The 24,436-nt window shown below is 39.4% G+C and carries 25 protein-coding genes; 11 read left to right on the top strand and 14 right to left on the bottom strand.

The window, feature by feature from the left end:
* Positions 1-134: 134 nt before the first annotated feature.
* From hpsL to PL9631_RS08260, 4 genes are all read left to right on the top strand, one after another.
* On the top strand, positions 135-1,748 hold the full coding sequence (hpsL, locus tag PL9631_RS08275) for a hormogonium polysaccharide biosynthesis protein HpsL (protein ID WP_083618870.1): 1,614 nt from the start codon (positions 135-137) through the stop codon (positions 1,746-1,748).
* An 83-nt stretch (positions 1,749-1,831) separates the two neighbouring features.
* Positions 1,832-2,818, top strand: a complete 987-nt coding sequence (gene hpsN, locus PL9631_RS08270; protein ID WP_083618868.1) for a hormogonium polysaccharide biosynthesis glycosyltransferase HpsN — start codon at positions 1,832-1,834, stop codon at positions 2,816-2,818.
* 183 nt (positions 2,819-3,001) lie between these two features.
* A complete protein-coding gene (gene hpsO / locus PL9631_RS08265; protein WP_083618866.1) occupies positions 3,002-4,168 on the top strand; it encodes a hormogonium polysaccharide biosynthesis glycosyltransferase HpsO in 1,167 nt (388 codons plus the stop codon).
* Positions 4,169-4,190: 22 nt separating this feature from the next.
* Entirely contained in the window at positions 4,191-5,801 is a 1,611-nt protein-coding gene (locus PL9631_RS08260; RefSeq protein ID WP_083618864.1) for a SpoIID/LytB domain-containing protein, read from the top strand.
* Positions 5,802-5,915: 114 nt separating this feature from the next.
* Here PL9631_RS08260 and PL9631_RS08255 read toward each other — a convergent pair whose 3' ends face one another.
* Positions 5,916-6,212: a ferredoxin gene (locus PL9631_RS08255; RefSeq protein WP_083618862.1), complete on the bottom strand. Its 297-nt coding sequence runs from the start codon at positions 6,210-6,212 to the stop codon at positions 5,916-5,918.
* Between the two features lie 314 nt (positions 6,213-6,526).
* Positions 6,527-6,820, bottom strand: a complete 294-nt coding sequence (locus PL9631_RS08250) for a 2Fe-2S iron-sulfur cluster-binding protein (RefSeq protein ID WP_083618860.1) — start codon at positions 6,818-6,820, stop codon at positions 6,527-6,529.
* Between the two features lie 231 nt (positions 6,821-7,051).
* On the opposite strand from PL9631_RS08250, the gene PL9631_RS08245 reads away from it, so the two are divergent.
* Complete coding sequence (locus PL9631_RS08245) at positions 7,052-8,062, top strand: Gfo/Idh/MocA family protein (protein ID WP_083618858.1); 1,011 nt, start codon at positions 7,052-7,054, stop codon at positions 8,060-8,062.
* A gap of 144 nt (positions 8,063-8,206) precedes the next feature.
* Here the strand turns inward: PL9631_RS08245 and PL9631_RS08240 are convergent, their stop codons facing one another.
* The 4 genes from PL9631_RS08240 to PL9631_RS27015 all read right to left on the bottom strand — a co-directional run bounded on the left by PL9631_RS08240 (position 8,207) and on the right by PL9631_RS27015 (position 10,716).
* The gene (locus PL9631_RS08240) at positions 8,207-8,731 is read right to left on the bottom strand and encodes a hypothetical protein (RefSeq protein WP_083618857.1); all 525 of its coding nucleotides are present in this window, start codon (positions 8,729-8,731) and stop codon (positions 8,207-8,209) included.
* A gap of 49 nt (positions 8,732-8,780) precedes the next feature.
* Positions 8,781-9,770 carry an adenylate/guanylate cyclase domain-containing protein gene (locus PL9631_RS08235; RefSeq protein WP_083618855.1) on the bottom strand — a complete coding sequence of 330 codons (990 nt, stop codon included), beginning with the start codon at positions 9,768-9,770 and terminating at the stop codon, positions 8,781-8,783.
* An 81-nt stretch (positions 9,771-9,851) separates the two neighbouring features.
* Positions 9,852-10,418: a pentapeptide repeat-containing protein gene (locus PL9631_RS08230; protein ID WP_083618853.1), complete on the bottom strand. Its 567-nt coding sequence runs from the start codon at positions 10,416-10,418 to the stop codon at positions 9,852-9,854.
* Between the two features lie 166 nt (positions 10,419-10,584).
* Positions 10,585-10,716, bottom strand: a complete 132-nt coding sequence (locus tag PL9631_RS27015) for a hypothetical protein (RefSeq protein ID WP_269321692.1) — start codon at positions 10,714-10,716, stop codon at positions 10,585-10,587.
* Positions 10,717-10,767: 51 nt separating this feature from the next.
* Between PL9631_RS27015 and PL9631_RS08225 the strand changes: the two genes are divergently transcribed.
* Entirely contained in the window at positions 10,768-11,061 is a 294-nt protein-coding gene (locus PL9631_RS08225) for an HU family DNA-binding protein (RefSeq protein WP_083618851.1), read from the top strand.
* Positions 11,062-11,224: 163 nt separating this feature from the next.
* Here PL9631_RS08225 and PL9631_RS08220 read toward each other — a convergent pair whose 3' ends face one another.
* From PL9631_RS08220 to rppA, 3 genes are all read right to left on the bottom strand, one after another.
* Positions 11,225-11,803, bottom strand: coding sequence for a hypothetical protein (locus PL9631_RS08220; RefSeq protein WP_197046295.1), 579 nt, complete (start codon positions 11,801-11,803; stop codon positions 11,225-11,227).
* A 131-nt stretch (positions 11,804-11,934) separates the two neighbouring features.
* Positions 11,935-13,416 (bottom strand): two-component system sensor histidine kinase RppB, encoded by a 1,482-nt coding sequence (gene rppB, locus PL9631_RS08215; RefSeq protein ID WP_083618849.1) that lies wholly within the window; start codon positions 13,414-13,416, stop codon positions 11,935-11,937.
* The gene (gene rppA, locus PL9631_RS08210; RefSeq protein ID WP_083618847.1) at positions 13,416-14,114 is read right to left on the bottom strand and encodes a two-component system response regulator RppA; all 699 of its coding nucleotides are present in this window, start codon (positions 14,112-14,114) and stop codon (positions 13,416-13,418) included. The genes rppB and rppA overlap by 1 nt, the downstream gene beginning before the upstream one ends.
* A gap of 60 nt (positions 14,115-14,174) precedes the next feature.
* Here rppA and PL9631_RS08205 point away from each other — a divergent pair, with 60 nt between their 5' ends.
* Both PL9631_RS08205 and PL9631_RS08200 read left to right on the top strand, forming a co-directional pair.
* Positions 14,175-15,077: a vitamin K epoxide reductase family protein gene (locus tag PL9631_RS08205; protein ID WP_083618845.1), complete on the top strand. Its 903-nt coding sequence runs from the start codon at positions 14,175-14,177 to the stop codon at positions 15,075-15,077.
* A gap of 144 nt (positions 15,078-15,221) precedes the next feature.
* Entirely contained in the window at positions 15,222-16,616 is a 1,395-nt protein-coding gene (locus PL9631_RS08200) for an FAD-dependent oxidoreductase (RefSeq protein ID WP_083618843.1), read from the top strand.
* A gap of 11 nt (positions 16,617-16,627) precedes the next feature.
* On the opposite strand, the gene PL9631_RS08195 is transcribed toward PL9631_RS08200, so the two are convergent.
* The 3 genes from PL9631_RS08195 to PL9631_RS08185 all read right to left on the bottom strand — a co-directional run bounded on the left by PL9631_RS08195 (position 16,628) and on the right by PL9631_RS08185 (position 18,030).
* Positions 16,628-16,909, bottom strand: a complete 282-nt coding sequence (locus PL9631_RS08195) for a hypothetical protein (protein WP_083618841.1) — start codon at positions 16,907-16,909, stop codon at positions 16,628-16,630.
* A gap of 12 nt (positions 16,910-16,921) precedes the next feature.
* Entirely contained in the window at positions 16,922-17,419 is a 498-nt protein-coding gene (locus PL9631_RS08190; protein ID WP_156090483.1) for a hypothetical protein, read from the bottom strand.
* Positions 17,420-17,490: 71 nt separating this feature from the next.
* A complete protein-coding gene (locus PL9631_RS08185; RefSeq protein ID WP_083618835.1) occupies positions 17,491-18,030 on the bottom strand; it encodes a hypothetical protein in 540 nt (179 codons plus the stop codon).
* A 273-nt stretch (positions 18,031-18,303) separates the two neighbouring features.
* Here PL9631_RS08185 and PL9631_RS08180 point away from each other — a divergent pair, with 273 nt between their 5' ends.
* Genes PL9631_RS08180 through PL9631_RS27360 form a run of 3 tightly spaced genes read left to right on the top strand, consistent with a single transcriptional unit; the run spans position 18,304 to position 23,387 of the window.
* Positions 18,304-19,473: a hypothetical protein gene (locus tag PL9631_RS08180; protein ID WP_083618834.1), complete on the top strand. Its 1,170-nt coding sequence runs from the start codon at positions 18,304-18,306 to the stop codon at positions 19,471-19,473.
* 10 nt (positions 19,474-19,483) lie between these two features.
* Entirely contained in the window at positions 19,484-20,404 is a 921-nt protein-coding gene (locus PL9631_RS08175) for an AAA family ATPase (protein WP_083618832.1), read from the top strand.
* Complete coding sequence (locus PL9631_RS27360) at positions 20,397-23,387, top strand: SUMF1/EgtB/PvdO family nonheme iron enzyme (protein WP_407947576.1); 2,991 nt, start codon at positions 20,397-20,399, stop codon at positions 23,385-23,387. The genes PL9631_RS08175 and PL9631_RS27360 overlap by 8 nt, the downstream gene beginning before the upstream one ends.
* A 381-nt stretch (positions 23,388-23,768) precedes the next feature.
* On the opposite strand, the gene PL9631_RS08165 is transcribed toward PL9631_RS27360, so the two are convergent.
* Together PL9631_RS08165 and PL9631_RS08160 are read right to left on the bottom strand one after the other, a co-directional pair.
* Entirely contained in the window at positions 23,769-24,215 is a 447-nt protein-coding gene (locus tag PL9631_RS08165) for a type II toxin-antitoxin system VapC family toxin (RefSeq protein WP_083618828.1), read from the bottom strand.
* The gene (locus PL9631_RS08160; RefSeq protein ID WP_083618826.1) at positions 24,203-24,436 is read right to left on the bottom strand and encodes an AbrB/MazE/SpoVT family DNA-binding domain-containing protein; all 234 of its coding nucleotides are present in this window, start codon (positions 24,434-24,436) and stop codon (positions 24,203-24,205) included. Before PL9631_RS08160 ends, PL9631_RS08165 begins: the two co-directional genes overlap by 13 nt.

Raw genomic sequence — 24,436 nt, 5'->3', positions numbered from 1 at the left:
GAACAAACTTCTGTTTCTTCTGATGCTATCCCCGTTGATGCTAGAAGCCCACACTTACTCGTAGAGAAGTGTGGGTAGTTCACCAGCCCCTTGAAACTTGATCTATAATGGGGCTAAATTCATGCTCTGTTCCCATGGTTACAAAAGCTAAAAAAAAGCGAAAAACCACTCAAAAAAAATCTAAATCCAAGAAACCGACTTTAAGCAAACAAGAAATTAAACTTCGCCAAAAGCAACGGTCAAAAGCGATTAAGAAAGTTATATCTTCCTCGTCAGGAATTATTACTGCTGCTGTTGTTGTGGGAGCGATTTTATTTGTGGTTGCTGGCCCGAAATTAGCGATCGCCGGGGGAGGAGGAATTTTAATTGTAGCCCTATCCTATCTTTACCCAGATATGGCATTATGGGGGTTTTTAATTTATTTACCATTTAGTGGCACAGTCACCTACTGGATTGGTGGCGGAAGCCCCATATTTCAACTTGCTAAAGATGGCTTTTATTTTCCCGCCTTATTTGCCAAATATAAGGAATGGAAAAGCAAGCGAATGCCGATGATTGTTCCCAAAGGATTAAAGCAACCTTTGATGGTACTTCTCGCTATTTGTGGTTTAACTTTATTATTAGTAAATGGATTACAACAACTCAAACCCGAAGGCGACAAACCGATTTTACTCGGACTCATGGGGTTAAAATCTTTTATTGGATACTTGCCCTTAATTACCTGTGCCTATTATCAAATTAAAGGTAAAAAAGAACTCTTATTTTTAACTCGTTTAACCCTGGTTTTAGCCATAATTTGTTGTGTTTTAGGAGTCATACAATATCAATTTCTAGCCAGTGGCCGTTGCCAAGGAACCGATCACCTTACCGGGGATGATTTATTCAAAGCCACTCTGGATGCTAAATGTTTTGTAGGTGGATCTTTAGTTTTTAGTCCCTCTCAAAATATGATTCGTTTACCCGGAACCTTTGTGGCTCCTTGGCAATGGGCCTGGTTTTTAATTGCCAATGCCTTTTTTACCTTTGCTAGTGCTTTTAGCGATCCTTCTCCCCTGTGGCGAATGACGGGTTTAGTCGGAATGGCACTGGTATTTGTTAATGCCGTAATTTCCGGTCAACGAATTGCCTTAGCATTGGTTCCCGTTGTCACTATTATCTTGTTAGTTTTAACCGGACAAGTTGCTAACTTAAAAAGATTTCTTCCCATCCTCGCCGGACTGGGTTTAATCTTAGGAATTGCGGTAGCAGCCAGCCCAGCATTTTTACAAGAACGAGTCGATAGTTTTGTCAGTCGTTGGAATGCTTCCCCCCCCACCGATTTCATTTCCGAACAGTTTGGACATAGTAGCGGCGGACAAAAAGGGATTTTAGGAAAGGGACTGGGACGAGCCACAAATGCCGCTCGTATCTTTGGGAAAACCGCCTTAATTGAAACCTACTATCCTAAACTGATTTTTGAAATTGGGCCCTTGGGAGTTGCCGGTTTTCTCTATTTAGTGACTACCATGGTCGTTATTGGGTTTAAATCCTATCGTTCCGTTAAAGATAAAAATTTACGTAGTTTTGGGGCTTGTTTTTGGGTTTTTGTGTTAATTATTAGCTACAATACCTACTATTACCCCCTAGATGTTGATCCGGTTACAGTTTATTATTGGTATTTTGCTGGGGTACTCTTTAAACTCCCCGAAATTGATCGGGAAGAACGAAAAAAACTGCTCGAAGCTGGGGAAATCGATCCCGAGACTTAAGTGATTAGCGGGGTGCATTGAGATCATTTTTTTAGAAAAACTATTCTATCACTATTTAAACCTAATATTGGGAGAAAAAATTAATGAATTTACCGCTAATTTCTGTGATTATTCCCACCTATAATCGTGAACAAGTCCTACGGGAAACCTTAACAGAAGTATTACAACAAACCTATCCCAATTTTGAAGTTTTAGTAGTTGATCAAACCTCAACCCATGAACCCGAAACCCAAACCTATTTAGAACAGTTAACCCAATCTGGAAAAATTCAATGGTATCGTTTAGATTGGGCGAGTTTACCCGGGGCTAGAAATTACGCTGTTCGACGTTCTCAAGGAGATATTCTCTTATTTATTGATGATGATGTGCAACTTCCTGAAGGATTTTTAATGGCCCATGCTCGTAATTATATCCCCGGAGAAACCGCCGCCCCCGAGAAAATTGGCGCCGTTGCGGGACGAGTTTTTGATCGGATGAAATTAGGTGATTCTGGGGGAGAATTAACTATTGAAGATTTACCCCTGGAAGCTCAAGATCCGGGTATTGCTTGGTATCATATTGATTTAGTTCATACCATTAAACCCCAACAAGTTATTTCCGCCAGAGGATGTAATATGTCCTTCCGGCGAGAAATTTTTGAACAATTTGGTTTAACCTTTGATGAACGATTTAAAGGCAGTGCGGTGCGAGAAGAATCGGATTTTTGTTTAAGAATTAGAAAAACTGGATATGTTATTTGGTACGATCCCGAAGCCTATTTAATCCATTTAGGAGAAGAAGTTGGAGGCTGTCATGATATGAGTACCCGTTCCGTACAATATCAGATTACCTTTTACCATAATCACTTCTTAATGGGGTTAAAAAACCTAACTCCGGGTCAATGTTTCCGCTTTTTTGCTAAACTATTTGATTGTCATGTTTTAGGACATCCTCCCTGTAATAAAAGTGGTTCTCCCCTCAAAATTATTAGTCGTTTATTCTTCTATAAATTAGGCTTAATTAAGGCCCTAGGAACCTGGATCACCTCCCTCTGGGATCAAGGACAAATCTACACCCAACAAGACCCCTAAGCCGTTGTCGCGCCGTTGTTGCGCTTAAGCGCAAATCTTATAAGAGGGACACTCATCCCAACAATAGTAAAATGTTTAATAGTTTGTCTGCTTAAGCGCAAATCTTATAAGAGGGGCTAAAGCCCAACAACAAGCCCAACAACAAGCCCAACAACAGTAAAATCATAAAAACATTAAAAACCTATGAGAATTTTAGTAGCCAGTCATACCTATATTGTGGACTTAAATCGGGAAAAATTTAGAGCATTAGCCCGTTTACAACCCAATATAGAAGTAACAATAGTTGTTCCCAAACGTTGGCGACCCGGAGGCGTTCAGAATAAAATTATTGAATCTGAATATTTAGATGAAGGTAACTTTAAAGTGGTTCCGATTTCTAATTTTAGTGAAAATAATCAAGGCTTACTAACTTTTGGTTGGGATTTAGTCTCTCTCCTCAAAACCTTTAGACCGGATATTATTCAAGTTGAACAGGGTTCTAAAGCCCTTACCTATAGTCAATTGATTACTTTAAATAATCTTTTGGGTTTAAAAGCAAAAAATATCTTTTTTACTTGGTGGAATTTGCCTTATGAATTAAAATTCCCCGTTTCTCTCCTCGAAGCCTATAACCTAAAAAATACCGATGGAATTGTGGTGGGAAATCAAGATGGAAAAGATATTTTACGCCAAAAAGGATATCATAAACCCATTGAAGTTATGCCCCAATTAGGCATTGATGAACAGTTATTTAAACCCGAACCTCAGCCGGAATTAAAAGCCGAATTAGGAATTAAGCCCGATGAATTTGTAGTGGGATTTGTAGGACGTTTTGTTGAAGAAAAAGGATTAATGACCTTAGCCAAAGCCTTAGCAGGATTAAAAGAATATCCTTGGAAATGGGTATTATTAGGTCGGGGAGAATTGCGATCGCAACTCCTAGAAATAGCCGAAAAATTTGGATTTCAAGATCGATTAATCTTAATCGAAAGTGTCCCCCATGATCAGGTACAACGCTATATTAACCTGATGAATACCCTAGTTTTACCCTCCGAAACCACCTACAAATTTAAAACCCTAACCGCCGCCGGATGGAAAGAACAATTTGGTCATGTTTTAATAGAAGCTATGGCTTGTCAAGTTCCCGTCATTGGTTCCGACTCCGGTGAAATTCCCCATGTTATTGCCGATACCGGATTAATCTTTCCCGAAGGAAATGATCAAGCCTTGCAAAACAGCCTGAAACAGTTAATCACAGATCCCGAATTAGCCAAACATTTAGGAGAAAAAGGGTATCAACGAGCCATGACCCACTACACTAATAGGGCACTCGCTCAAGAATTGTTAATCTTTTATCAACAATTACTATAAAACCAATAAATTGATAATAAATATGGCTAAAATCACATTTTTTTTCCCGACTAACCTATGCACTCTCTTGTACTTTTTGCTCCTCTGGCCCCTCCCCACCCTCGCCCAAGAATCAGAACCCCAAGCTCCAGATCTCAACCCTAAATTAAACATCGGTGTAGTACAGCATTTTGGGGAGAAACCCACCGACCAACTGATTCTCAAAGCCCAACCCGGAGATCACCTAACCCTGAAATTTCCCACACCCGAAGGGGAAAAACAACTCCATACGGAGACGGTGATCCTGAAAATGGGAGTTGAACCCTTACCGGAACCGGAAGTTTCCGAACGAGTGGTTTTGAGCACCCACCGTAGCTATGAAAATGCCGAAGAAGATGCTGAAAAATGGCGATCGCTCGGTTTAGAGGTGGAACTGGCCCAACCCGATCGCTGGCAAGTTTGGGCCAAACGCAGCGTTTATCATACGCCTTTGTTGCGTCGCTGGTTAATCGATAGTTTACAGGCCCAAGGCCATAAAATTCCCCGCCTGGAAACCCAAGTGCTCACCCAGAAACGGACTCCCTATTGGATGGCCGCGGGATATCGCTACAACCGCAATCAACTAGAGATTACCAGCCCCCAGAATGTGATTCAAGTTAGTCAAAAAACCAATGACCCCGAACCTTTGGTTTATGGGGGGAATTTGCGACTCCAGCCCGACGCCTACGGAACCTATACCCTTGTGAATAACGTGCCGTTAGAGACCTATTTACGGGGCGTCGTACCCCATGAAATTGGAGCTTGGCCCCCGGCAGCCTCCATCGAAGCCCAGGCCGTTCTAGCGCGAACCTACGCCTTGCGAAATCTGCAACGGTTTGAAGCCGACAACTATCATCTGTGTGCTAATACGGACTGTCAAGTTTATAAAGGATTAACGGAAGTTTATCCCAGTACGGATCAAGCGATTGATGTGACTAAAGGGTTAGTTTTAACCCAGAATAATCAACTCACGGATGCGGTGTATTTTTCCACCAGTGGGGGAGTCACGGCAAATTATAATGATATTTGGAATGGAGAACCCCGGCCTTATTTACAAGGGGTGATTGATGCCCCGAATAAAATTTGGGATTTATCCCAACAAAATTTAGCTTTAGAACCGAATTTTAGAAAGTTTATCAATCTGAAAAGTGGATTTAATGAAGCGGGACAATTAGATTTTCGTTGGCGGGAAGAAACTACCTTAGAAGCCATTGCCGAACATCTACGATATTACTTAAAACGGCGTAATCTTCCCCAGGCTAATTTTAAAACCGTTAAAAAAGTTGAGGTGGTGGAGCGATCGGCAACGGGCCGAATTTTGAAAATGACAGTAACCACGGATCAAGGAGTTTTAGAAATTGCCAAGGATGAAATTCAAAGTGCCTTTTTACCACCGATTAGCACCCTATTTTATATTGATCCTGTTTACAATCCGAATAAAACTCTCAAAGGTTATGTTTTTGTTGGCGGCGGGTTTGGACATGGGGTGGGAATGAGTCAGACGGGATCATATCACCTGTCAAAATTAGGATGGTCAAGTGAACAGATTTTAAACTTTTACTTCCCAGGAACCCAACTACAACCTTTAAATTCATCCATGCTGTCGGGGAATTAATTATATTGCTCAGGAATTTCGACAAAAAATCCAAAAAGACCGCCATCGCTGCTAACCCCGCAAGGGTTTGGCAGTGATGGGATCAACAAAATTGAACTTCAAATCGAGAGCAAATTAATATAAATCTTCTTCTTTATTCGTCTCGATCACACAATCAGAAGTGGGGTAAGCTACGCAGGTTAAGACATATCCGTCTTTGATTTGGTCATCATCTAAGAAAGACTGATCGGATTGGTCAACCGTACCCGATTCAATTTTACCTGCACAGGTGGAACAAGCACCTGCACGACAAGAGGAGGGCAGTTCCAGTCCGGCTTCTTCTGCCGCATCTAAAATGTACTCATCATCAGGGACTTCAATTGTATGTTCGCCCTCGGGAGTTTTCAGTGTGACTTTGTAAACAGTAGCCATGTAGTGATCCTCTCATGAATTTCGATAAAAACTCTAAAAATCCCCTATCCCCAGCAAAAACTTTGATTATCTTTGGTCGGGATTGTAGATTTTCTTCGCCCTCTGATATTACGAGAAAAAGCCAAGGTTGTAAAACCCGATTGGGTTAGGTTTTGAATTGTATTTGTTATAACTTCTTAGAATTACATCTTAATTACTTATATTTAGTTCGAGTATTGCTCCGATCAGTTATTTTAGGCAAAATTAACCCCACCTCTAACACCGCAAAGGTTTAGGGGTGGGGGTCATCAAAAGCGTTAAAACTTTAACCTAGATTATAGTTCTTCTTCTTGATGAGTTAGGATCGTGCAATCAGAAGTCGGGTAAGCCACGCAAGTTAAAACGAATCCATCGGCAATTTGGTCATCATCCAAGAAATTCTGATCGTCTTGGTTGACCGTACCTGAAACCAGTTTACCTGTGCAGGATGAGCAGGAACCTGCACGACAGGAATAGGGCAAATCAATCCCTTCGTCATCTACTGCTGCGTCCAAAATGTAGACATCATCAGCGACGGAAATGGTTTTGTCGCCATCTGGGGTTTTCAATGTGACTTTATAAGTGGCCATGTAGTGTTCCTCTCGTAAATTTCGATAAAAATATAAAAATCCCTTATACAAGTCAAAAGCATTAATGGGCTTTTGGCTGCATTGCAGATTTTTTTCTCCTCTCGATATTAGGAGAAAAAGCCGAAGTTGTAAAACCTTGTCAACCTAGATTTAGAATGGGATTTGTTATAAATTTTTCTAATTGCATCTTGATTACTTATATCTAGCACCCTTGTCCCTAACCCTGATATCATGAGTCGATTTTTATTTTCCTCTGTTGGTAAGGTTTCCCAACCTCTACAAGTGGGAATTGTTGGTACTGGATATGTGGCCAAAATGCGGGCGGCGGCTTTAAAAACCGATTCGCGATCGCAACTGGTGGCCATGGCGGGTAATACCCCTACCTCCACCATTGCCTTTAGTCAAGAGTTTGATGTCACGGTTTTGGCTTCTTGGGCCGATTTAGTCGAACGGCCAGATATTGATTTGGTGATGATTTGTTCGGTAAATCGAGATCATGGCAAGATTGCCCGTTACGCTTTAGAACAGGATAAACACGTTGTCGTCGAATATCCCCTAAGTTTAGATCCCGAGGACGCAGAATCTTTAATTAACCTGGCTCAAGAGAAAAATAAACTCCTCCACGTCGAACATATTGAATTGTTGGGGGGACTGCATAATGCGATTAAAAATTCCCTGGCGGCCATTGGTCAAGTGTTCTATGTTCGTTATGTTACGATTAACCCCCAACATCCGGCCCCGGCTAAATGGACATATCAACCGTCTTTATTTGGTTTTCCCATAACTGGAGCATTGTCCCGTTTACATCGATTTACGGATTTATTTGGAACGGTAGCTAGTGTCAATTGTCAAGCCCAATATTGGGATATTGAACCGGATCTTTATAAAGCTTGTTTATGTAATATCCGGTTAATTTTTAATAATGGCATCCTGGGAGAATCTGTTTATGGGAAAGGGGAAGTTTTTTGGCAGTCTGATAATACTTTTACCCTCTATGGTGAACAGGGAACCTTAATTTTTACTCCCGCAAAGGGTCAACTGATTCAAAACGATACTATTCAAAATATTGAGGTAGCTTCCCGTCGGGGATTATTTGTTAAAGATACCCAGATGGTTTTAGATTTTCTCTATGAAGGCACACCCCTTTATGTTAGCCCGGAAGCGAGTTTATATACCCTAAAAGTGGCGGAAGCGGCGCGAATATCTAGTTTATCGGGGGAAACAATCAAGATTCATTCTTAGATTTAGATTATTTCCTAACATTTATTGGGGTTAATTTACAATAAAACCCAACACTTTTTTATAGATAGAAACCGGGTTTCAGAAACAATATAGATAATATAGATTTTTTACCCTAAATCAAGGCTAGAAACCCGGTTTCTGCGATTATTTGTGTTGTTCTAAATATTTTTGTACTCCTTTGCCCATATCTATCAAATTGGGTTCGAGTTTACTTCCTAGGATTTGTTCAAACAAACTAGCTAATTGAGTCTTGAGAAAATCGGGAATTCCATCAATTTTACTGGGGTCTAGTTGAATTTCTCCTCGTGTTTGAATCAGGGTATTATTTTTATCCTCTAAAAAGCTATTTTTCCCTGAACATTGGAATGATTCTGTAAAAATTTGGGTTTTAATTTGCCAATCTAAGGTAAAGTCTTGATTATTCCAGGTGTCGTATTCTGTCCAACGCAGTTTGTCCTGTTTTAATACATTTTCAATCAGGGCGGGAATATCTTCATCCGATTGCCAATCATAAACAGTATAAACCGTATCGGCTTCTACCCGACGAGAGACTAATTTAACATCATTTTTATTCGGTAATGAGTTAACTACATCCATTAAATTGTCTCTGTAGGTACTAAAAACCAGGGGACGAGGGAAGGGAATTTTGATGTCGGTGGCAAGTTTCATAATTAAGTTAGGTAAAATATTCTAATTTGATATTATACACTTTAAAAGATTAGGATTTCAGTTCCAAAAACTCATTTAAGTTTTCAAAAGTTCCCCCATAGGTAATTGTAGGGGTATCATAGCCTTTGAGATTAACAGTATATTGTTGAAAATTTTGTTTAGGACAAGCCTGGGCTAGATATTTATAGGTAGTTTCTCCTAATGCAATATCCATACCGATTTCTTTAGTCGAAGATTCTAAACGAAATGCTGCATTGACCGTATCTCCCAAGGCTGTATAATCCGCAGTTCCACCGCTTCCAGTATTGCCGACCATGGCATATCCGGTATTGATTCCCGCACCGACTCGCAACGGGAAAGGTAAGGGATAATGATTACTCAGTTCTATTGTAATTTTATGTAATTGACTTAATGCGTTAGCAATTTTTAACATTTCTTGGGGAGTGACTCCTTGGGTTCCATGAAACCAAACGGCCATAATTGCATCGCCAATATATTTATCAACCCAACTGCCATTTTCCCGAATAATTTGTCCGGCGTGACGAAACCAACGACCAATGACTTCAGATAAAATTCGTTCATCTAATTGTCGAGTTAAAACTGTAAAATCCCGAATATCCATGACCATGACCGATATCAAACGGCGAACCGTTAAGGTGGCGGTAAAATCTTCAGATTCGGGTTCGGAAGGGTCGGTTTCTTGGGTGACATCAGGACAATAGAATTCTACTTCCATTTGTCCGAAAACAATATGGTCTCCATTATGAAGGGTAATAGGAATAGTCACCCGCCGACCATTGACAAAAGAACCATTCCGACTTCCTAAATCAATTAAAAAAAACTCTCCATTTTCCATGCGTTGTAACATGGCATGGTTACGAGACATCCATCGGTCTTTGACGACAAAAGTGTTGTCCTCACTGCGACCCAATGTCCAGTAATTTTTACCCATCAGTGGTAAATAGCGATTACCACCTTCGGTATGTAAGACTAAATGGGGAGTTGGTTCCAAGGTCGTATAGCGCGCGATAGAGAGCATTGGGGGATTAAAAAGCCACACCGAATATTGCCACAATTTTGAGGGGCTGGGTGCGGAAGCCAAGTCCGCACGTTCAAGGGTCTAACCTTGAGTCACCGAAAGCTCCGATTTCGATAAAATTGCCCCCTGCTGTTGGAGGTAACTGAGTAAATCTAAACTTATATTAATTGCACCTGTAAAATTGGCTTCCTGAACCGTTGAATCCGTGAAATTAGCATCTTTCAAATTAGCTCCTCTGAGATTCCCATGATTCAAATTCGCTTCCACGAAATCAGCTTTTAATAAAGTGGCTCGACTCAGATCAGCATAACTCAAATTTGCCAAGGATAAAGTCGCCCCACTCAAGTCCGCCCCACTTAAGTCGGCTCCACTCAGGTTAGCCCCGGTTAAATCCGCCCGGGTCAAATTAGCCCCACTCAGGTTAGCCCCACTTAAATTAGCACAGTAGAGGTTAGCACCAACAAGATCGGCATTGTATAAATTCACCCCAATTAAGTTAGCCCGAAATAAGTTAGCCCGAAATAGGTGACATCGAAATAGGCTGGCTCCACTCAAGTCAGCATTATTAAAATCAGCCCGGAATAGGTCTGTATCTCGAAAATCGCGCTTTCCCGCTGCATAAGCACTCAAAACTTCTTCATTAGTCATATCTTATTTTCCCAACTTTAGGATCTATTCTATTGTCGCCCAAAAATAGGTTATCAAGCCCTCTCCTTCTGCTTGGGCCTTGAATCTGTCAACTTCTAGGGCGGTGAGTGTCAAAACTCCCTCAAATCAATGCTAATCTCTACAAAAGCGGTAAATTGGTGTTTGGTTAGGATGACTCCCCATCATCCACTTCAGCCTTACCAATGGATAACCCAAAAACCCCAACTTTACTTAGGGTTAAGGTGGTTGAGGCAATAGGGCTTGCCAATTGCTGATCAGGTTGTACCAGAACTGCCATCGGCTTTAATATTTGCAGACTTGCTCACATAATTTACGAGGTTCAGATCAGATGAATAAAGAACAACTGGTTCAAAACACAGCGATTAAAGCTGGTGTCACCAAAAAACAAGCGGATCTAATTGTTTCAGCTATTTGCGAATCGATCATGGAAGCGGTGGCGGATGGGGAAAAAGTGACTTTGGTGGGTTTTGGGTCATTTGAAGCCAGAGAACGCAAAGCCCGCGAAGGTCGTAATCCTAGCACGGGCGCGCCCATGACCATCCCAGCAACCACTGTTCCGGTATTCTCTGCGGGTAAAGCCTTCAAAGAGCTAGTTTCAGGGGTTTCTGATGAAGTGGCTTAAGCCTTAATCAGTGATCAGTGATTAGTGTGGAGACGTGCCATTGGGGAGTTAATTCCGCTCTTGCTATTGGCGCGTCCCTATGAGTGAGTTAATGGTTGATATTCCTAAGCTGTTGAGTATTAAAACCTTCTACTTGACCGATTCAATCAGACTGCGGGATCAATTAACGGGGGGTTTGGAGTTGCCCTCCCATGCAGCGAGGATAACCCTTTTCATCGCGTAATTGTAAGGTTTGATTTCCTTTTTTAATCTCTCCAACCATTATAATGGGTTGTCCTCCTCTGTTGACTCGCATTCCCGTCACTTCTACGGTGTCATTGGGTTGAATTTGAAAGTTTTGTTGTTCTAAATACCACCGGGGGCCAAGATGCAGTTCTAGGGTTTCTGTATTCGTTTTCATCAATAAATGAACCCCTTGAGACATTCGATTTCCTCGATTTCCGGCTTGTATTTCTGTTACTATTCCTTGAACTGTTTCTACACGACTCGGATCATACATTGACCCTGAATATTGCCCATTTCCCCCTGAACGTCCCCATCTACCTTGACCCATCATCGGATGGTTTTGACCCATGAGTTCGCGGCAGGGTGGCTCAAAATCATTGTCATTGTTCGGAGTTGGCTGGGGAGAATTTGAGTTAGGCTGTGCAAATAGAGGCGGGGAATTACTCAGGGAAATAAAAGCAATTCCCGCGACTATCAAAACACCTGCAATCTGAGTTTTAGATAAATTCATTTTCATAATTCAGTCCTCCTAATCAGTTAACCAATTTTACTGACAGTTATATGATAAAGTATCCCCTAGGGGGAGAGTCCCGTTAAGTTGATAAAACTTTAAAAAACATAGCAAAACTTCATCTGATTAAGAATAGATTAGTTTGTTGATTTACCTTGAGAATAAGTTATAAAAGTGGGGGTCGGTTTTAGGGGAAATCTAACAGTAAAAGTGCTACCCTTTCCGGGTTGACTTTCTACCTCAATACTACCACGATGGGCTTGAATAATAGCTTTAACAATGGCTAATCCTAAACCTGAACCTCCGGTTTTTCGAGAGCGATCGCTATGCACCCGATAAAACCGATCAAAGATGCGATTTTGTTCATTTAAAGGAATACCAATCCCCGTATCTTTAATTTGAATTATTGCCTGTTGATGACGGCTATCTAAAGATAAAATAATCTGACCACCGGGGGGAGTATATTGAATTGCATTAATAACTAAATTAAAAATAACTCGATAAATTTGTTCTTCATTTCCTATTATATAAATGGGTTCTGTACCTCTAATTTCTGTTTTTAAAAATATTTCGGCATTTAATACCATTGTAGCTAATTCTTCGTGAGTATCATTAATTAAATCATTTAAACAGCATGATTTTTTGGATAAGGATACGGTTGCTTGATCCATCCGAGATAATAATAATAAATCTTTGACTAATTCGGAAAGTCGATAATTTTGTCTTTCTACGGTTTTTAAAGTTTCTTTGGCTTCATTTTCGCTCAAAGGTTCCAGTCTAATTGTGGATTCTACGGTGGCACGAATGGCCGCTAAAGGTGTTCTTAATTCATGGGCTGCATCGGCGGTAAATTGTTGAATTTGTTGATAGGAATAATAAATCGGTTCCATGGCAATTCCCGATAATTTCCAACTGGCAAACCCTACTAAAATTAAAGCTAGGGGTAAACCAATAACCAAAATTAATGTTACAATGATCATATATTGATCAAAATCTTGGAGCGATCGCCCTAATTGTAGCGTTCCCCAATTCTGTTGATTTCGGGTATGTAAAATTAAAGAATATTGACGATAGCGAATTCTTTTTTTATCCCTGAAGGTTTGCCAAATTTCTCCTTTAGAATGCGGAAATAAATCGAGGCGATGGGTTCCGGTAAAAGCGACTAAATCCCCTGAATTATTTAATAAACGAATTAAATAAGAGTTATTGTGATAGGGTGCTAATCGATGAAACTCTTGTCCATTTTTATCAATAATAGGTAAACAATTAAATTTTGAAATAGGATCATTTAAGGGTGTCTTTTTATCGGATTTGGGATCGGGATAGTGAGTAAAAACTAACTGAATAAGCCCGGTATTTTCGGATTTTATCAAACACAAATCAGGAATAATTCTTAAAACATCTGGTTCTAATTTTCCTGGCTGTTGTAGAACCGTTTCTAAACTATCATGTAATGCTCCCGCAACGGATTCTATTTCTCGATCCAAGGTACTCCAATGGGCGTGGGCGATCGCTTCATAAACTCCTAAACCGCAAATACTGAGGATCACTCCCATTACCCCAGCATAGTAACAGGTTAACCGTAATTTTGTACTTTTAAAAAGTGAGTTTTGATTCATTAATTATTATCTATAATAAAACGATATCCTAACCCATAAACCGTTTCAATTAAAGGATCACAACCGATTTCAGAAAGTTTACGTCTGAGTAAACGAATTTGAGCCGCCACCACATTACTTTCCGGTTCTGAACCCACTTCCCAAAGTTGACCTAAGAGTTGATCTCGGGTAACAATTTGGTTAGGATGTCGCATAAAATAATCTAACAATTGAAACTCTTTCTGGGTTAAACGAATGGTCAAAGGATGATTCTTATATTTTTGAGAAGAAAATGTATATAATTGATAATCTAACATCAGATGATTCAGCTTTAATTGTTGGGGTTGCAGTTGAGGAGAACGCCGTTGTAAAGCGCGTAAACGGGCTAATAATTCTCCCATGCCAAAGGGTTTAACTAAATAATCATCCGCCCCCGCATCTAACCCCATAATTTTATCCGCTTCCGTATCCTTTGCTGTTAACATTAAAATCGGGATCAAACTCCCTTGGCGTCGTAGTTTTTGACAGAGTTCAATTCCCGATAACCCAGGTAATAACCAATCAAAAATCGCCAAAGTGTATTCCGTCCAGCGATTTTCCAGATAATTCCAAGCCTCTGTCCCATCCTGAACCCAATCTACAATATAGGCTTTTTGCGTTAATATCCGTTTAATGGCTTCCCCTAAATCGGGTTCATCTTCCACTAATAAAATTCTCATGGGTTAAAATGTCTAAAATGATCTAAAATTCTTTCCTGTATAAACGACCAAAATAGTGCTATGATTCGCCGACGTTCAACTCCTTGGATTCATCAAAAATCAAGATTTATTATTGCTAGTCTAGCTGCTTTTGGTGCAGTGATTACCGCCTATTTAACCCTAGTGAAACTGACGGGGGGAAATGCGGCTTGTCCGATAACCGGGTGTGATCAAGTTTTGTCAAGTCCCTATGCGGTGATCTTTGGTTTACCCTTGGCGTTATTCGGGTTTGTAGCCTATATTATTATGGCGGGGATGGCAGTTTCTCCGTGGTTAATTAACCCGGAAACTCAAAAAAGTTTAAGAACAAAAACAGAAGATTGGACGTGGCTCTTGATTTTTGCTCAAGCCACTGCCATGATGATTTTCAGTATTTATCTAATTTATTTAATGGCATTTGTCATTAAATCTCTGTGTATTTATTGTATTGCTTCGGCTATTTGCTCCTTGGCTTTATTCATTTTAGGGTTATTGGGTCGAGATTGGGAAGATCGGGGTCAACTGTTTTTTATTGCCGTGGTTGTAGCCATGATTACATTAATTGGAACCTTGGCGATCTATGCTCCAATTAATAGTCCTCGCGCCGAAAAAAATACCTTTCAAATTACAACTACCTCTGAACCAGCTAATATCGAACTGGCTCAATATTTAACCCAATCTGATGCTAAAATGTACGGGGCATTTTGGTGTGAGCATTGCCATGATCAAAAAGAATTATTTGGTCAACAAGCGGTAGAAAAATTAACCTATATTGAGTGTGATGAAGCCGGAAAAAATCCTCAACCTGATTTGTGTAAAGCGAAAAGTATTCAAGGTTATCCCACCTGGGAAGTTCAGGGTCAAATGTATTCAGGAATTCAAAGTTTAGAAAAATTAGCGACGGCTTCAGGATATAAGGGATCTCGGGCTTTTGGTGCTCGTTAATATCAATCAAAACCCACAAACTTCGTTGTTGCACTTTAGTGCCAATTCCTAAAAGTAAACCCTAACTGAAATCAGTTTTAAGTTAAACTTGTCGGGTGTGGCTGTGCTAAAGCGCAACAACGGAATATAATTAGGTTAGAATTTATGCAGTTTATACCGAATTTCAACAAATCTCGTCGCAATTTCATACAATTGAGTGCTTTAGTTGCTGCTTCTTTTCCCCTTTGGTTAAGTTGTCAAAATAATTCTCAGGCTATTTCAGAAAATATTATTATTATTGGTGCGGGAATTGCGGGAATTGCGGCGGCAAAAACCTTAAAATCTCAAGGATTTAAAGTTACTATTTTAGAAGCTCGCGATCGCATTGGGGGTAGAATTTATACAGATAAAACTTTAGGTTTTCCCGTCGATTTAGGGGCATCATGGATTCATGGAATTCAAAATAATCCGATTGGCAAACTAGCCCATGACTTTAATATTGGTATTAAACAAACCAATGATTATCATGTGGATTTCTATACGAATAATCAAAATAAAATTCCAGATTCTGAATTAGAAAAAGCTGAATCCCTATATGAAAAAATTATAGCCAGGGCTAAATCTTGGAGTGAAAATCAAGAGCAAGATGTCTCAGTTAATCAAGCTGTTAACCGCTTTTTTAAACCTGATAATTTATCACTCCGTCAAGCTAAATTAGTCAATTGGTTATTAACTTCAGAAATTTTAATTGAGACAGGAGCAGACTTAGAAAAACTTTCAATTTGGGAATTGGATGAAGATGAAGCTTTTGACGGAGAGGATTATCTTTTTCCTAATGGTTATGAGCAAATTATTCAAAACTTAGCCCAAGGACTAGAGATTAAACTTCAACATCCCGTTACTGAAATTCAGTATAATAATCAACAAGTTACTGTAAAAACTCCTCAAGGTGATTTTTCAGGAAGTGCGGTATTAATCACCATACCATTAGGCGTATTAAAAGCCAATCAAGTTAAATTTATCCCAGAATTACCCCAGGACAAAAAAACGGCAATTCAGAAATTCAACCTGGGAGTTTTAAATAAAGTTGTGCTCAAATTCCCTCAAGTATTTTGGGAAAAAAGTTATGAATTTCTAGGATATTTGCCTGAAAGTAGCCCCAACTTTACAGTATTTATGAATTATGATTATTATAACTCATCTCCGATGTTAATGGCTTTAACCGGAGGGAGTTTTGCCCGCAGTTTAGAAACCATGACTCAACAACAATTAACCGATAAAATCATGGCAGTTTTGCGAGAAATGTATGGCAATTCTATTCCTAACCCCCAAGAAATATTAGTCACTCGTTGGAGTTCTGATCCCTATACATTGGGTTCCTATTCCTATATTCCCCCCGGAACAACGGCGAAAGAACGAGATAGTTTAGCCTCTCCAGTTAATAATATGCTATTTTTCGCTGGAGAAGCCACCTCTCGTCAATACCCGGCAACCGTTCATGGAGCCTATTTATCAGGATTAAGAGAAGCACAACGAATTCAACAAATTTTTATGAATTGATTTAACTTCTCCTATTTAACTGATTTAGGATGATTTAAACCGGAATTGCTAATATCCATACTGCGAATTAAGTCGGAATTAGCTGGTTTTTTACAACCGCTCAACATTAAAATCAGAAAGAACAAACCCAAAACAAAAATTACTGCCCAAACTCCATCAAAATTCCAACCTTCATCTTTTTTGATAAAGCGTTTATTACATTCTGGGCAAAAACTTTCCCGATGTTTATCAGGATCAGGATGAGAAATAATATTACACATTTTTTCGCCTTTCCGATTTTTGCGACATTCCATAAAACCTCCTGTTTAACTTTCAATAGAAACTAATAACAAAACACTTCCTAATGCAAAAACACTAAGCTCAATAGCGATTTCTTCTTGTTGGCTCATTTTTCCCCAATAGTGAATACTAGCTAAGAGTTTTTCCCAGTTATTCGCTAAGTTTTTAACTTGAGTAAAAGACTTTATCAAAACCAATTGATCAGGGATAATTTCACCGTTTTGGTTTTTCCACCATCCCAGAAAATCGGGTAAGACTGTTGCACCGCCCAAAATATCGGCAACATTCTTTGATAACCCTTGAATTTGATTAGAATACTGTTGAGGAAAAGGGATAGCAATACAGGATTCACAACAGCCAATATTAGGGGATGAAGACTGGATAATCTCTAAAATCGGGGGAACAATAACGGAGTTTTGGGGAAAGGCGATCGCATTTTGATTTAATTGTTCAAATGCTGTTTTTAAGGTGGAATTATCTTGTGCCATTTCCAGCATAATCTCTTGAATGTGTTGCAGTGTCATCCGTCCTCCTAATTGAGTTTAACGATAGCTTGTGTAAGGGCGAGACGCACCTCGCCCCTACGGATTTTTGTTTAATAGGGCAAGGTTAAAACGAGTTTCTGCTCTGTAAAACCCCCTAAATGTAAACAACTTGCTGCCTGAAGAATTAGTTCAGAAAACAGGATTCTGTGATATAATGAATTGTTAGTTAGAGTGCAGAAATATTGACAAGCTGCCAACTCCCCTTCCCAAGAAAAATCCCACCCTCCTAAGATATGATGGCTGTCATGAGTAGCCCGGAAATAAAGATTTTCTTGAGAAGACAACACTACGGGATCATTAAAATCAGTGCTGATTTTTAATACGCCTGTTTGACGGACATCTTCAGTCATTTCAGCAGCCGTTTTATATGGTTGTCCTGCAACATATTCGACTGGAAACGGAAGTTCTTGATAAAGTTGGCCTACCCATTTACTAAACCCTTTTTTATCGGAATCGTTGAGGGTATCACCAGGGGAATCCTCGTAGTGAATGGCCAGGCGATTCTGATAGTTGGGACTAGATTTGGCCCTTTGGAAATCAAAAAAGATCGATCGTTGAAATCGAGTCGGTGATGCTGTTAAACTAGACATAAGTAAATTTGTTTGGTCGTTGGTCAATCAGTGATCAACGGCTTTCCTACAGAGAGGTAAACCGTTGTGCTATCAAATTTTCGAGGTTCGGTGAGGTTAAGGAAACTAACTCGGTTTTGCTAATCTCTCAACCTTTAAACACAATGTACAACGGGCTTTTGATATCCTCTATAAATTGGAAAAACTTTCCACTGTTGAGGAAAAGAGCGGAAAATTTTTCCAGTTACTTGTCAAATTCCTTCCTGTGTGTCTAACCTAAGTTGTTAACCCAATATGAAAGTTCCTCATCCAGATATTTTTTTAGACTGGTTACAAAAAGAATACAAGTTAACTTCTTTGCACAAGGAGATTTTAAAAGCAAAATATTTAAGTTGTGATGATGAAATTTTGAATGATAGAGAAGTAAAAAATAAATTAAAGAAAGACAATACTAGAACTACTCGTAATATTTATATAAAAATTCAGGATCATTATCTTGAGGAAATAAATAAAGACAAGAGAGAGAATAATTTATCTAAATTCTGGGAAGAACAAGGAACTGAAAGAGAAAAACTATTTTCAAAGTGGCTACAAACTCAATATGCAAGTCCTGAGTTTCAGCAATATCTGACAGAACATACAGACTCAAATCAGGAGGAGGATGAACAAGCAGAACAAGTTTATCAATCGCTTCTACGACTTGATTTTAGAACGCCTTCCGGTATTTTTGCGGATTGGGAACAACAGAATAAACCTGCTGCTTGTTTATTAGTTTATGGCAAAGAAAGGCATGGTCAAAACTGGATTATTAAGAGATTGATGACTAAACCAAAATATTCTAAAAAAATAATTTATAGATGTTCTTTTAGATCCTATATATCTGACTCGAAAAATCTATGGAAATGGCTAGGTGAAAAAGTCGGAGAACCATTTAATACAAGAAAATTATTAGAAGAAAATCAACCTAGGATTATTAGGGCTTTAAAAAAACAGCTTCAATATAATAATATTGTTTTAATTTTTGAAGATTTACAAGCAAATAGTTCAGAATATCCTCAAGAATTCATTGATCAATTTTGGTTTCCCTTATGTGATCGATTGGTTCCACGACAAGCACAACCTAATTCTTGTAATAAGCTCCTAGTTTTTTTATTGGCTTATGAACCCGAAATTGAAAATTGGTGTCCAAATTGGGTCGGTAATATTAATGAAAATTGGTCAATAACAGAGCCGATAAAATTACCAAAACTTAAACTAATTTGCCCAGAAAATGATTTGATTCCCTGGCTAAACCAAGAAACTGATTATCTTCCCCGACACTTAACAGTTAATCCTCGGAAAACGGCTCAAGAGATTTTATCTAAAACAAATCAAGGAGTTCCTGAAACTGTTTTAATGTATATTTATAGTGATTTGTGCCAGTATGATCAGTCAATATTTGAGTCTTATTCAATCTTAAAATGAGGTAAAACAGATGAAATATGCTATTTTCGATGCTCGCTATCATTACACAGGAACAAAACCCGAAAAACCTGTGGAGTACGCTGATAAAAAGGTTTATCCCTATATTGCTAAAGAAGGGTTAATAGAAGCCGTTAATTTAGCGATAGAATTAGACCGACCTTTACTATTAAAAGGTGAACCGGGATGTGGGAAAAGTTGTTTAGCTGCGGCGGTTGCTTATGAATTAGATTTACCTTATTTTGAGCGCACGATTAAATCTACCAGTCGAGCTTCAGATTTATGCTATCGATATGAAGGAATTAAACAACTTAGAGATGCTAATTTAGCTCAACTTAATCGGCTTTCAGAGAAAAAAATTAAACAATTAGATGAGCCTTCTAACTATATCATACCAGGGATTTTTAAGCAAGCCTTTGAAACCCAAAAAAGAGCCGTTGTTTTGTTAGATGAAATTGATAAAGCTGATTTAGATTTCCCTAATGATCTCTTGGAACTTTTGGAAAAAAAACAATTTGTGATTGAAGAAATAGGAGAAACTATTCAAGCTAAATATTCCCCTATTATTTTTCTTGCTAGTAATGATGAACGAGATTTATCCGATGCGTTTTTACGCCGTTGTTTAGTTTATTTTCTTGAATTTCCTGAATCAGACCAACTGGAAAAAATTTTAGAAAGTCGTTTTAATGATGTGCTAGATCAGAATTTGGTGAAAACTGTAATTGAACGATTTGAAACTCTACGAGAGGAAATGAGCGGAAAAAAAGTTAGCACCAGTGAACTAATTGACTGGTTTACAGTTTTAAAACGCTATGATAAAGATCAAGTCATTCAAGAATTAAACAAGGGTGGATTACCCTTTTCTAGTGTTCTGCTCAAGAGTTGGGAAGATCATCAGAATTATCTATTAGAAAGAGGTGAATTAGATGAGTAAACTTCCTCTCTATGAATTATTTTCTCAACTTCGTGAAGCGGGGTTTTCTTTAGGAATAGATGAATATCAATTACTAATAGAATCTTTAAAACGTGGGTTTGGTGTCGAGAATTTATCGACTTTAAAACGTTTATGTCAAACCCTGTGGGTTAAGTCTGAAGAACAACAACGGATTTTTAATGATTGCTTTGACTCCCTGATTTTAGATTGGAAAAACCAAAGCGTGAAACGAATTTCTGGCGGAGTTTCAGATTCCCCTTTATCTGCTGTTGAAATTTTATCCCCAACTACCCCAACTCATATAACCCCAATTGAACAACCGCAGCGTTTACCCGCAGAATCTATTCTTGAATCTTTTGATCAATGCCAAAATATAGATTATAGTAATGAAAATGATAGTCAAAAATTAGCCAGTCAAGAAATAGCTGAAAATCCAGTTCCAGTATCCCCTAATTTAACAGAACTTCCGACAACAGCAATTTTAGACATTGAAGATGAAGTTCAAGTTGTTGCTGCGGTTAAAACCAATTATTTTAAAGTTTCCGATTATTTACCCGTTAGTCGCCAACAAATGAAAAAAACTTGGCGAAATTTACGACAATTGAAACGAGAAGGAAGACCAGAAGAATTAAATTTAGAAGCGACTGTTGATCAAATTATTCGCCAAGGAGTTTATTTAGAACCTGTTTTACAACCCAAGCGAGTTAATCAAATTCAATTATTACTTTTAATTGATCATCGGGGTGCAATGATTCCCTTTGAAGCATTAACTGAACGCTTGCGAGAAACATTACTCCCAGGAAAAAATCTTAGTAAAATTAATCTTTACTATTTTGAGCAATATCCTAATGAACATCTCTATCGTGATCCTTATCATCGCCAAGGTGAACGAATTAGCGAGATATTGTCTCAACTCAATCCTCAGAAAACGGTGGTTTTAATCATTAGTGATGCAGGTGCAGGACAAAGAAGTAAAAACCGTCAACAACTAGCCGAAATTCAAGCGTTTTTGCACCAATTAGTTCCTAGTATTGCTTTATCTGACTTTACAGGTGTAGATGCTTCTATTCTTCTAAAAGGTCAAAATCAACAACCGCGAGTGCGTCAAATTGTTTGGTTAAACCCATTACCTGAATATCAATGGCGGGGAACACTTGCAGAAAAAATAGCTAATATTGTCCCTATGTTTGAGTTAAGTTATCAAGGGTTAAAAGATACTATTCGGGTACTTAGAGGAGAAAAAATTAAGAGGTTATATAGCCGTTATCGACTTTTAAAAAAAGGTCAAGAAAACGGAAGAAAGTTAAATCTAATTAAATCTGATTTACGAGAAAATTCAGTAAAAAAACAGATACAATCTTTTTGTGAAATCTATGGTCAATCCCATCTCTATTTTGCTTATCACGCTGCTTTTCCTTTAACTTTAACCCCAGATTTGGCTTACTGCTTATGGAAAAATTTCACATTAGATTGCCAAAATAATCCCTTAGAGATTCCTTGGGAAGCGGTTGCTAATTTATTGCTTTCGAGTTTATGTAAATCCATTGATGATGGCTTATATCAAATAGATCGAGATGTCAGGAATGAGTTGCTCATGCAGTTAAAAACCGATGAGAATTTTCGCATAGAACGCTTTTATCAGTTATCGGATTTTCTCTTAACTTATGTCGAAAAAAAGCTGCAACCTAGTCTTAACCCCATTCAGCAAGATTTAGCAAAATCCCAACGGTGGTTAGCGCTCAGTTATGCACGAAACCCTCAACCTGCTGCTCAGGAAATTGCTCAAGCTTTGCAAGCAGCTTATGAAAATAAAACTGAACAAATGTGGTTAATTTCGGTTGTCGAGTCCTTGGCAGAACCTCTGATTGATAATGGTTTTGAACCCTTGTTAACTTATGGTCGAGGCATCAAAAAATATAACCAAAGTAACTCAGAAGAAAAGCTAGAAGTGGCTAGGGAATTGCATCGTCAAACTCCTATTGTAGTTGAGGGAATTTCATTACCGCTTCCAGAACTTCCGACACCAGAACCCGATGTTATTCTGGTTCCAGAACTTCCGACACCAGAACCCGATGTCGATCTTCTTGAAAGTTTGCTAACCTTCTCCTTTGAAACCGTTACTGTTAATAAAAAGGGTGAAATAATCAAACGGGAAACCAAACAAGCGCGGTACTTCACCGAAGACTTGGGGGATGGAGTCACATTAGATATGGTTTATATTCCAGGGGGGACATTCCTCATGGGTTCACTGGAGGGGGAAGGAGACAAAGATCAACGCCCCCAACATCAAGTTACAGTTCCCCCCTTTTTCATGGCTAAATATCCCATCACTCAAGCCCAATGGAAAGCCGTTGCTAAATGGCCCAAAATTCAACGGGATCTCAACCCTAACCCTTCTAACTTCAAAGGAGATAACCGACCCGTAGAAAAGGTTAAATGGTACGATGCAGTCGAATTCTGTGCCCGACTACTCCAACGCACCGGACGCCCCTATCGTTTACCCTCAGAAGCCCAATGGGAATATGCTTGTCGTGCTGGAACTCAAACCCCGTTTTACTTTGGGGAAACCCTAACCAGTGATTTAGCCAATTATCATGTAAGCAGAACCTATGCAGACGAACCCAAGGGGAAATATCGAGGACAAACCACCCCCGTTAATGAATTCCCTCCCAATTCCTTTGGGTTGTATGATCTGCATGGCAATGTCTGGGAATGGTGCGCTGACCCTTGGCATGAAAACTATGAAGGAGCGCCAACACAAGGAGAAGTTTGGGATGAGCAGAATAAGAATGATAATCGTTATCAAATCTATAACATTGAAAATTTAGTCAACTTATTAAGCGATGAAAGAAAACACTGTCTGCGGGGCGGTTCTTGGGTCAACTATTCTGATGACGGCCGTTCTGCTGATCGTTGGGGGTGCCCCAACGTCTTCGGCCGCAGCAGCGGCTTTCGGGTTTGTTGGGTTGTGGGTGCGTCGTAGGTTAGCGTGCAGGATTCTTAGCCCTTTTTTCTTTCGCTATTAATTTTGATTAAACCCCGTAGGGGCGGGTTCGCGTCAACCTAAAATTCCCACCCCAAAATGTCCTAAACTTGCCCTGAACCCCGCAATAATTAACAAATAATTGGATATTCCGGTGGGGTTGGGCGGGTTTATTCAGGTTATTTATTATTATCAAATATTGTGGCGGGGTTGGGCGGGTTTATTCAGATTATTTGTTAATATCAAATATTGTGACGGAACCCGCCCCTACGGATTAATAAAAATAGCCATTAATTTTGATTACACCCCAACCCCAGGGGAAGATCCCCCTCTATCCCCATTAAAAAGGGGGACAGGATGTTAGGAGAAATTTGTGGCAAATTAATCTACAATATCTCGAAGCATCCAAATATCTAAACCCACGTTTGCATAACGAAGTGCGGCATCATTAGTCAGAAAAACAGTGCATCCGGCTTCCACGGCTGTCGCTAAATGTAAAGCGTCAATCAAGCCCAAATTGCTACTCCCTCGCAACCGGGCTGCTGCAATCACAACCGTCTGAGTCACAGCGCAAAACCTCAGATGGGGGAAGCAGGGTAGATCCTGAGCGTACTCCTGGGCAATTTCGGGATATCCTTCACGCAAGGGCTTAACCATTAATTCAGCCAGCACCAAGTCACAGGCGACACCTTGACACTTCCCCTGCTCGATCAACTCAAAAACTTTTCGAGCCACCTCGCCAAACTCCCGATTTCCTTCTAAAGCATAAATGAAAATCACGCTATCCAAAGCGATTGTAAGCCCATCAAGGTCTGCTAATCGCGCCATGAATCCCGCAATGAGCGAACGTAGGCGACGGCATCAACCCCTTGCCAGAGGTTTTGATGTTTGGCAAACAAGCGTGATGTGTAGCTAGGAACTGGCATCATCACCACAGCACCATCTACAACTTTGACTTCCAGCGCATCACCCGGCTTCAACTTCAATGTTTCTCGAATTGTCACCGGAATCTCGATTTCATAGTTGCCACTCAGTTGAGCTACAGTCAT

Origin of the sequence: Planktothrix paucivesiculata PCC 9631 (genome assembly GCF_900009265.2) — a bacterium.
Taxonomy (GTDB): Bacteria; Cyanobacteriota; Cyanobacteriia; order Cyanobacteriales; family Microcoleaceae; genus Planktothrix; species Planktothrix paucivesiculata.
The sequence above is the reverse complement of the archived record's forward strand: the minus strand, read 5'-3'. Positions and strand labels throughout refer to the sequence as shown.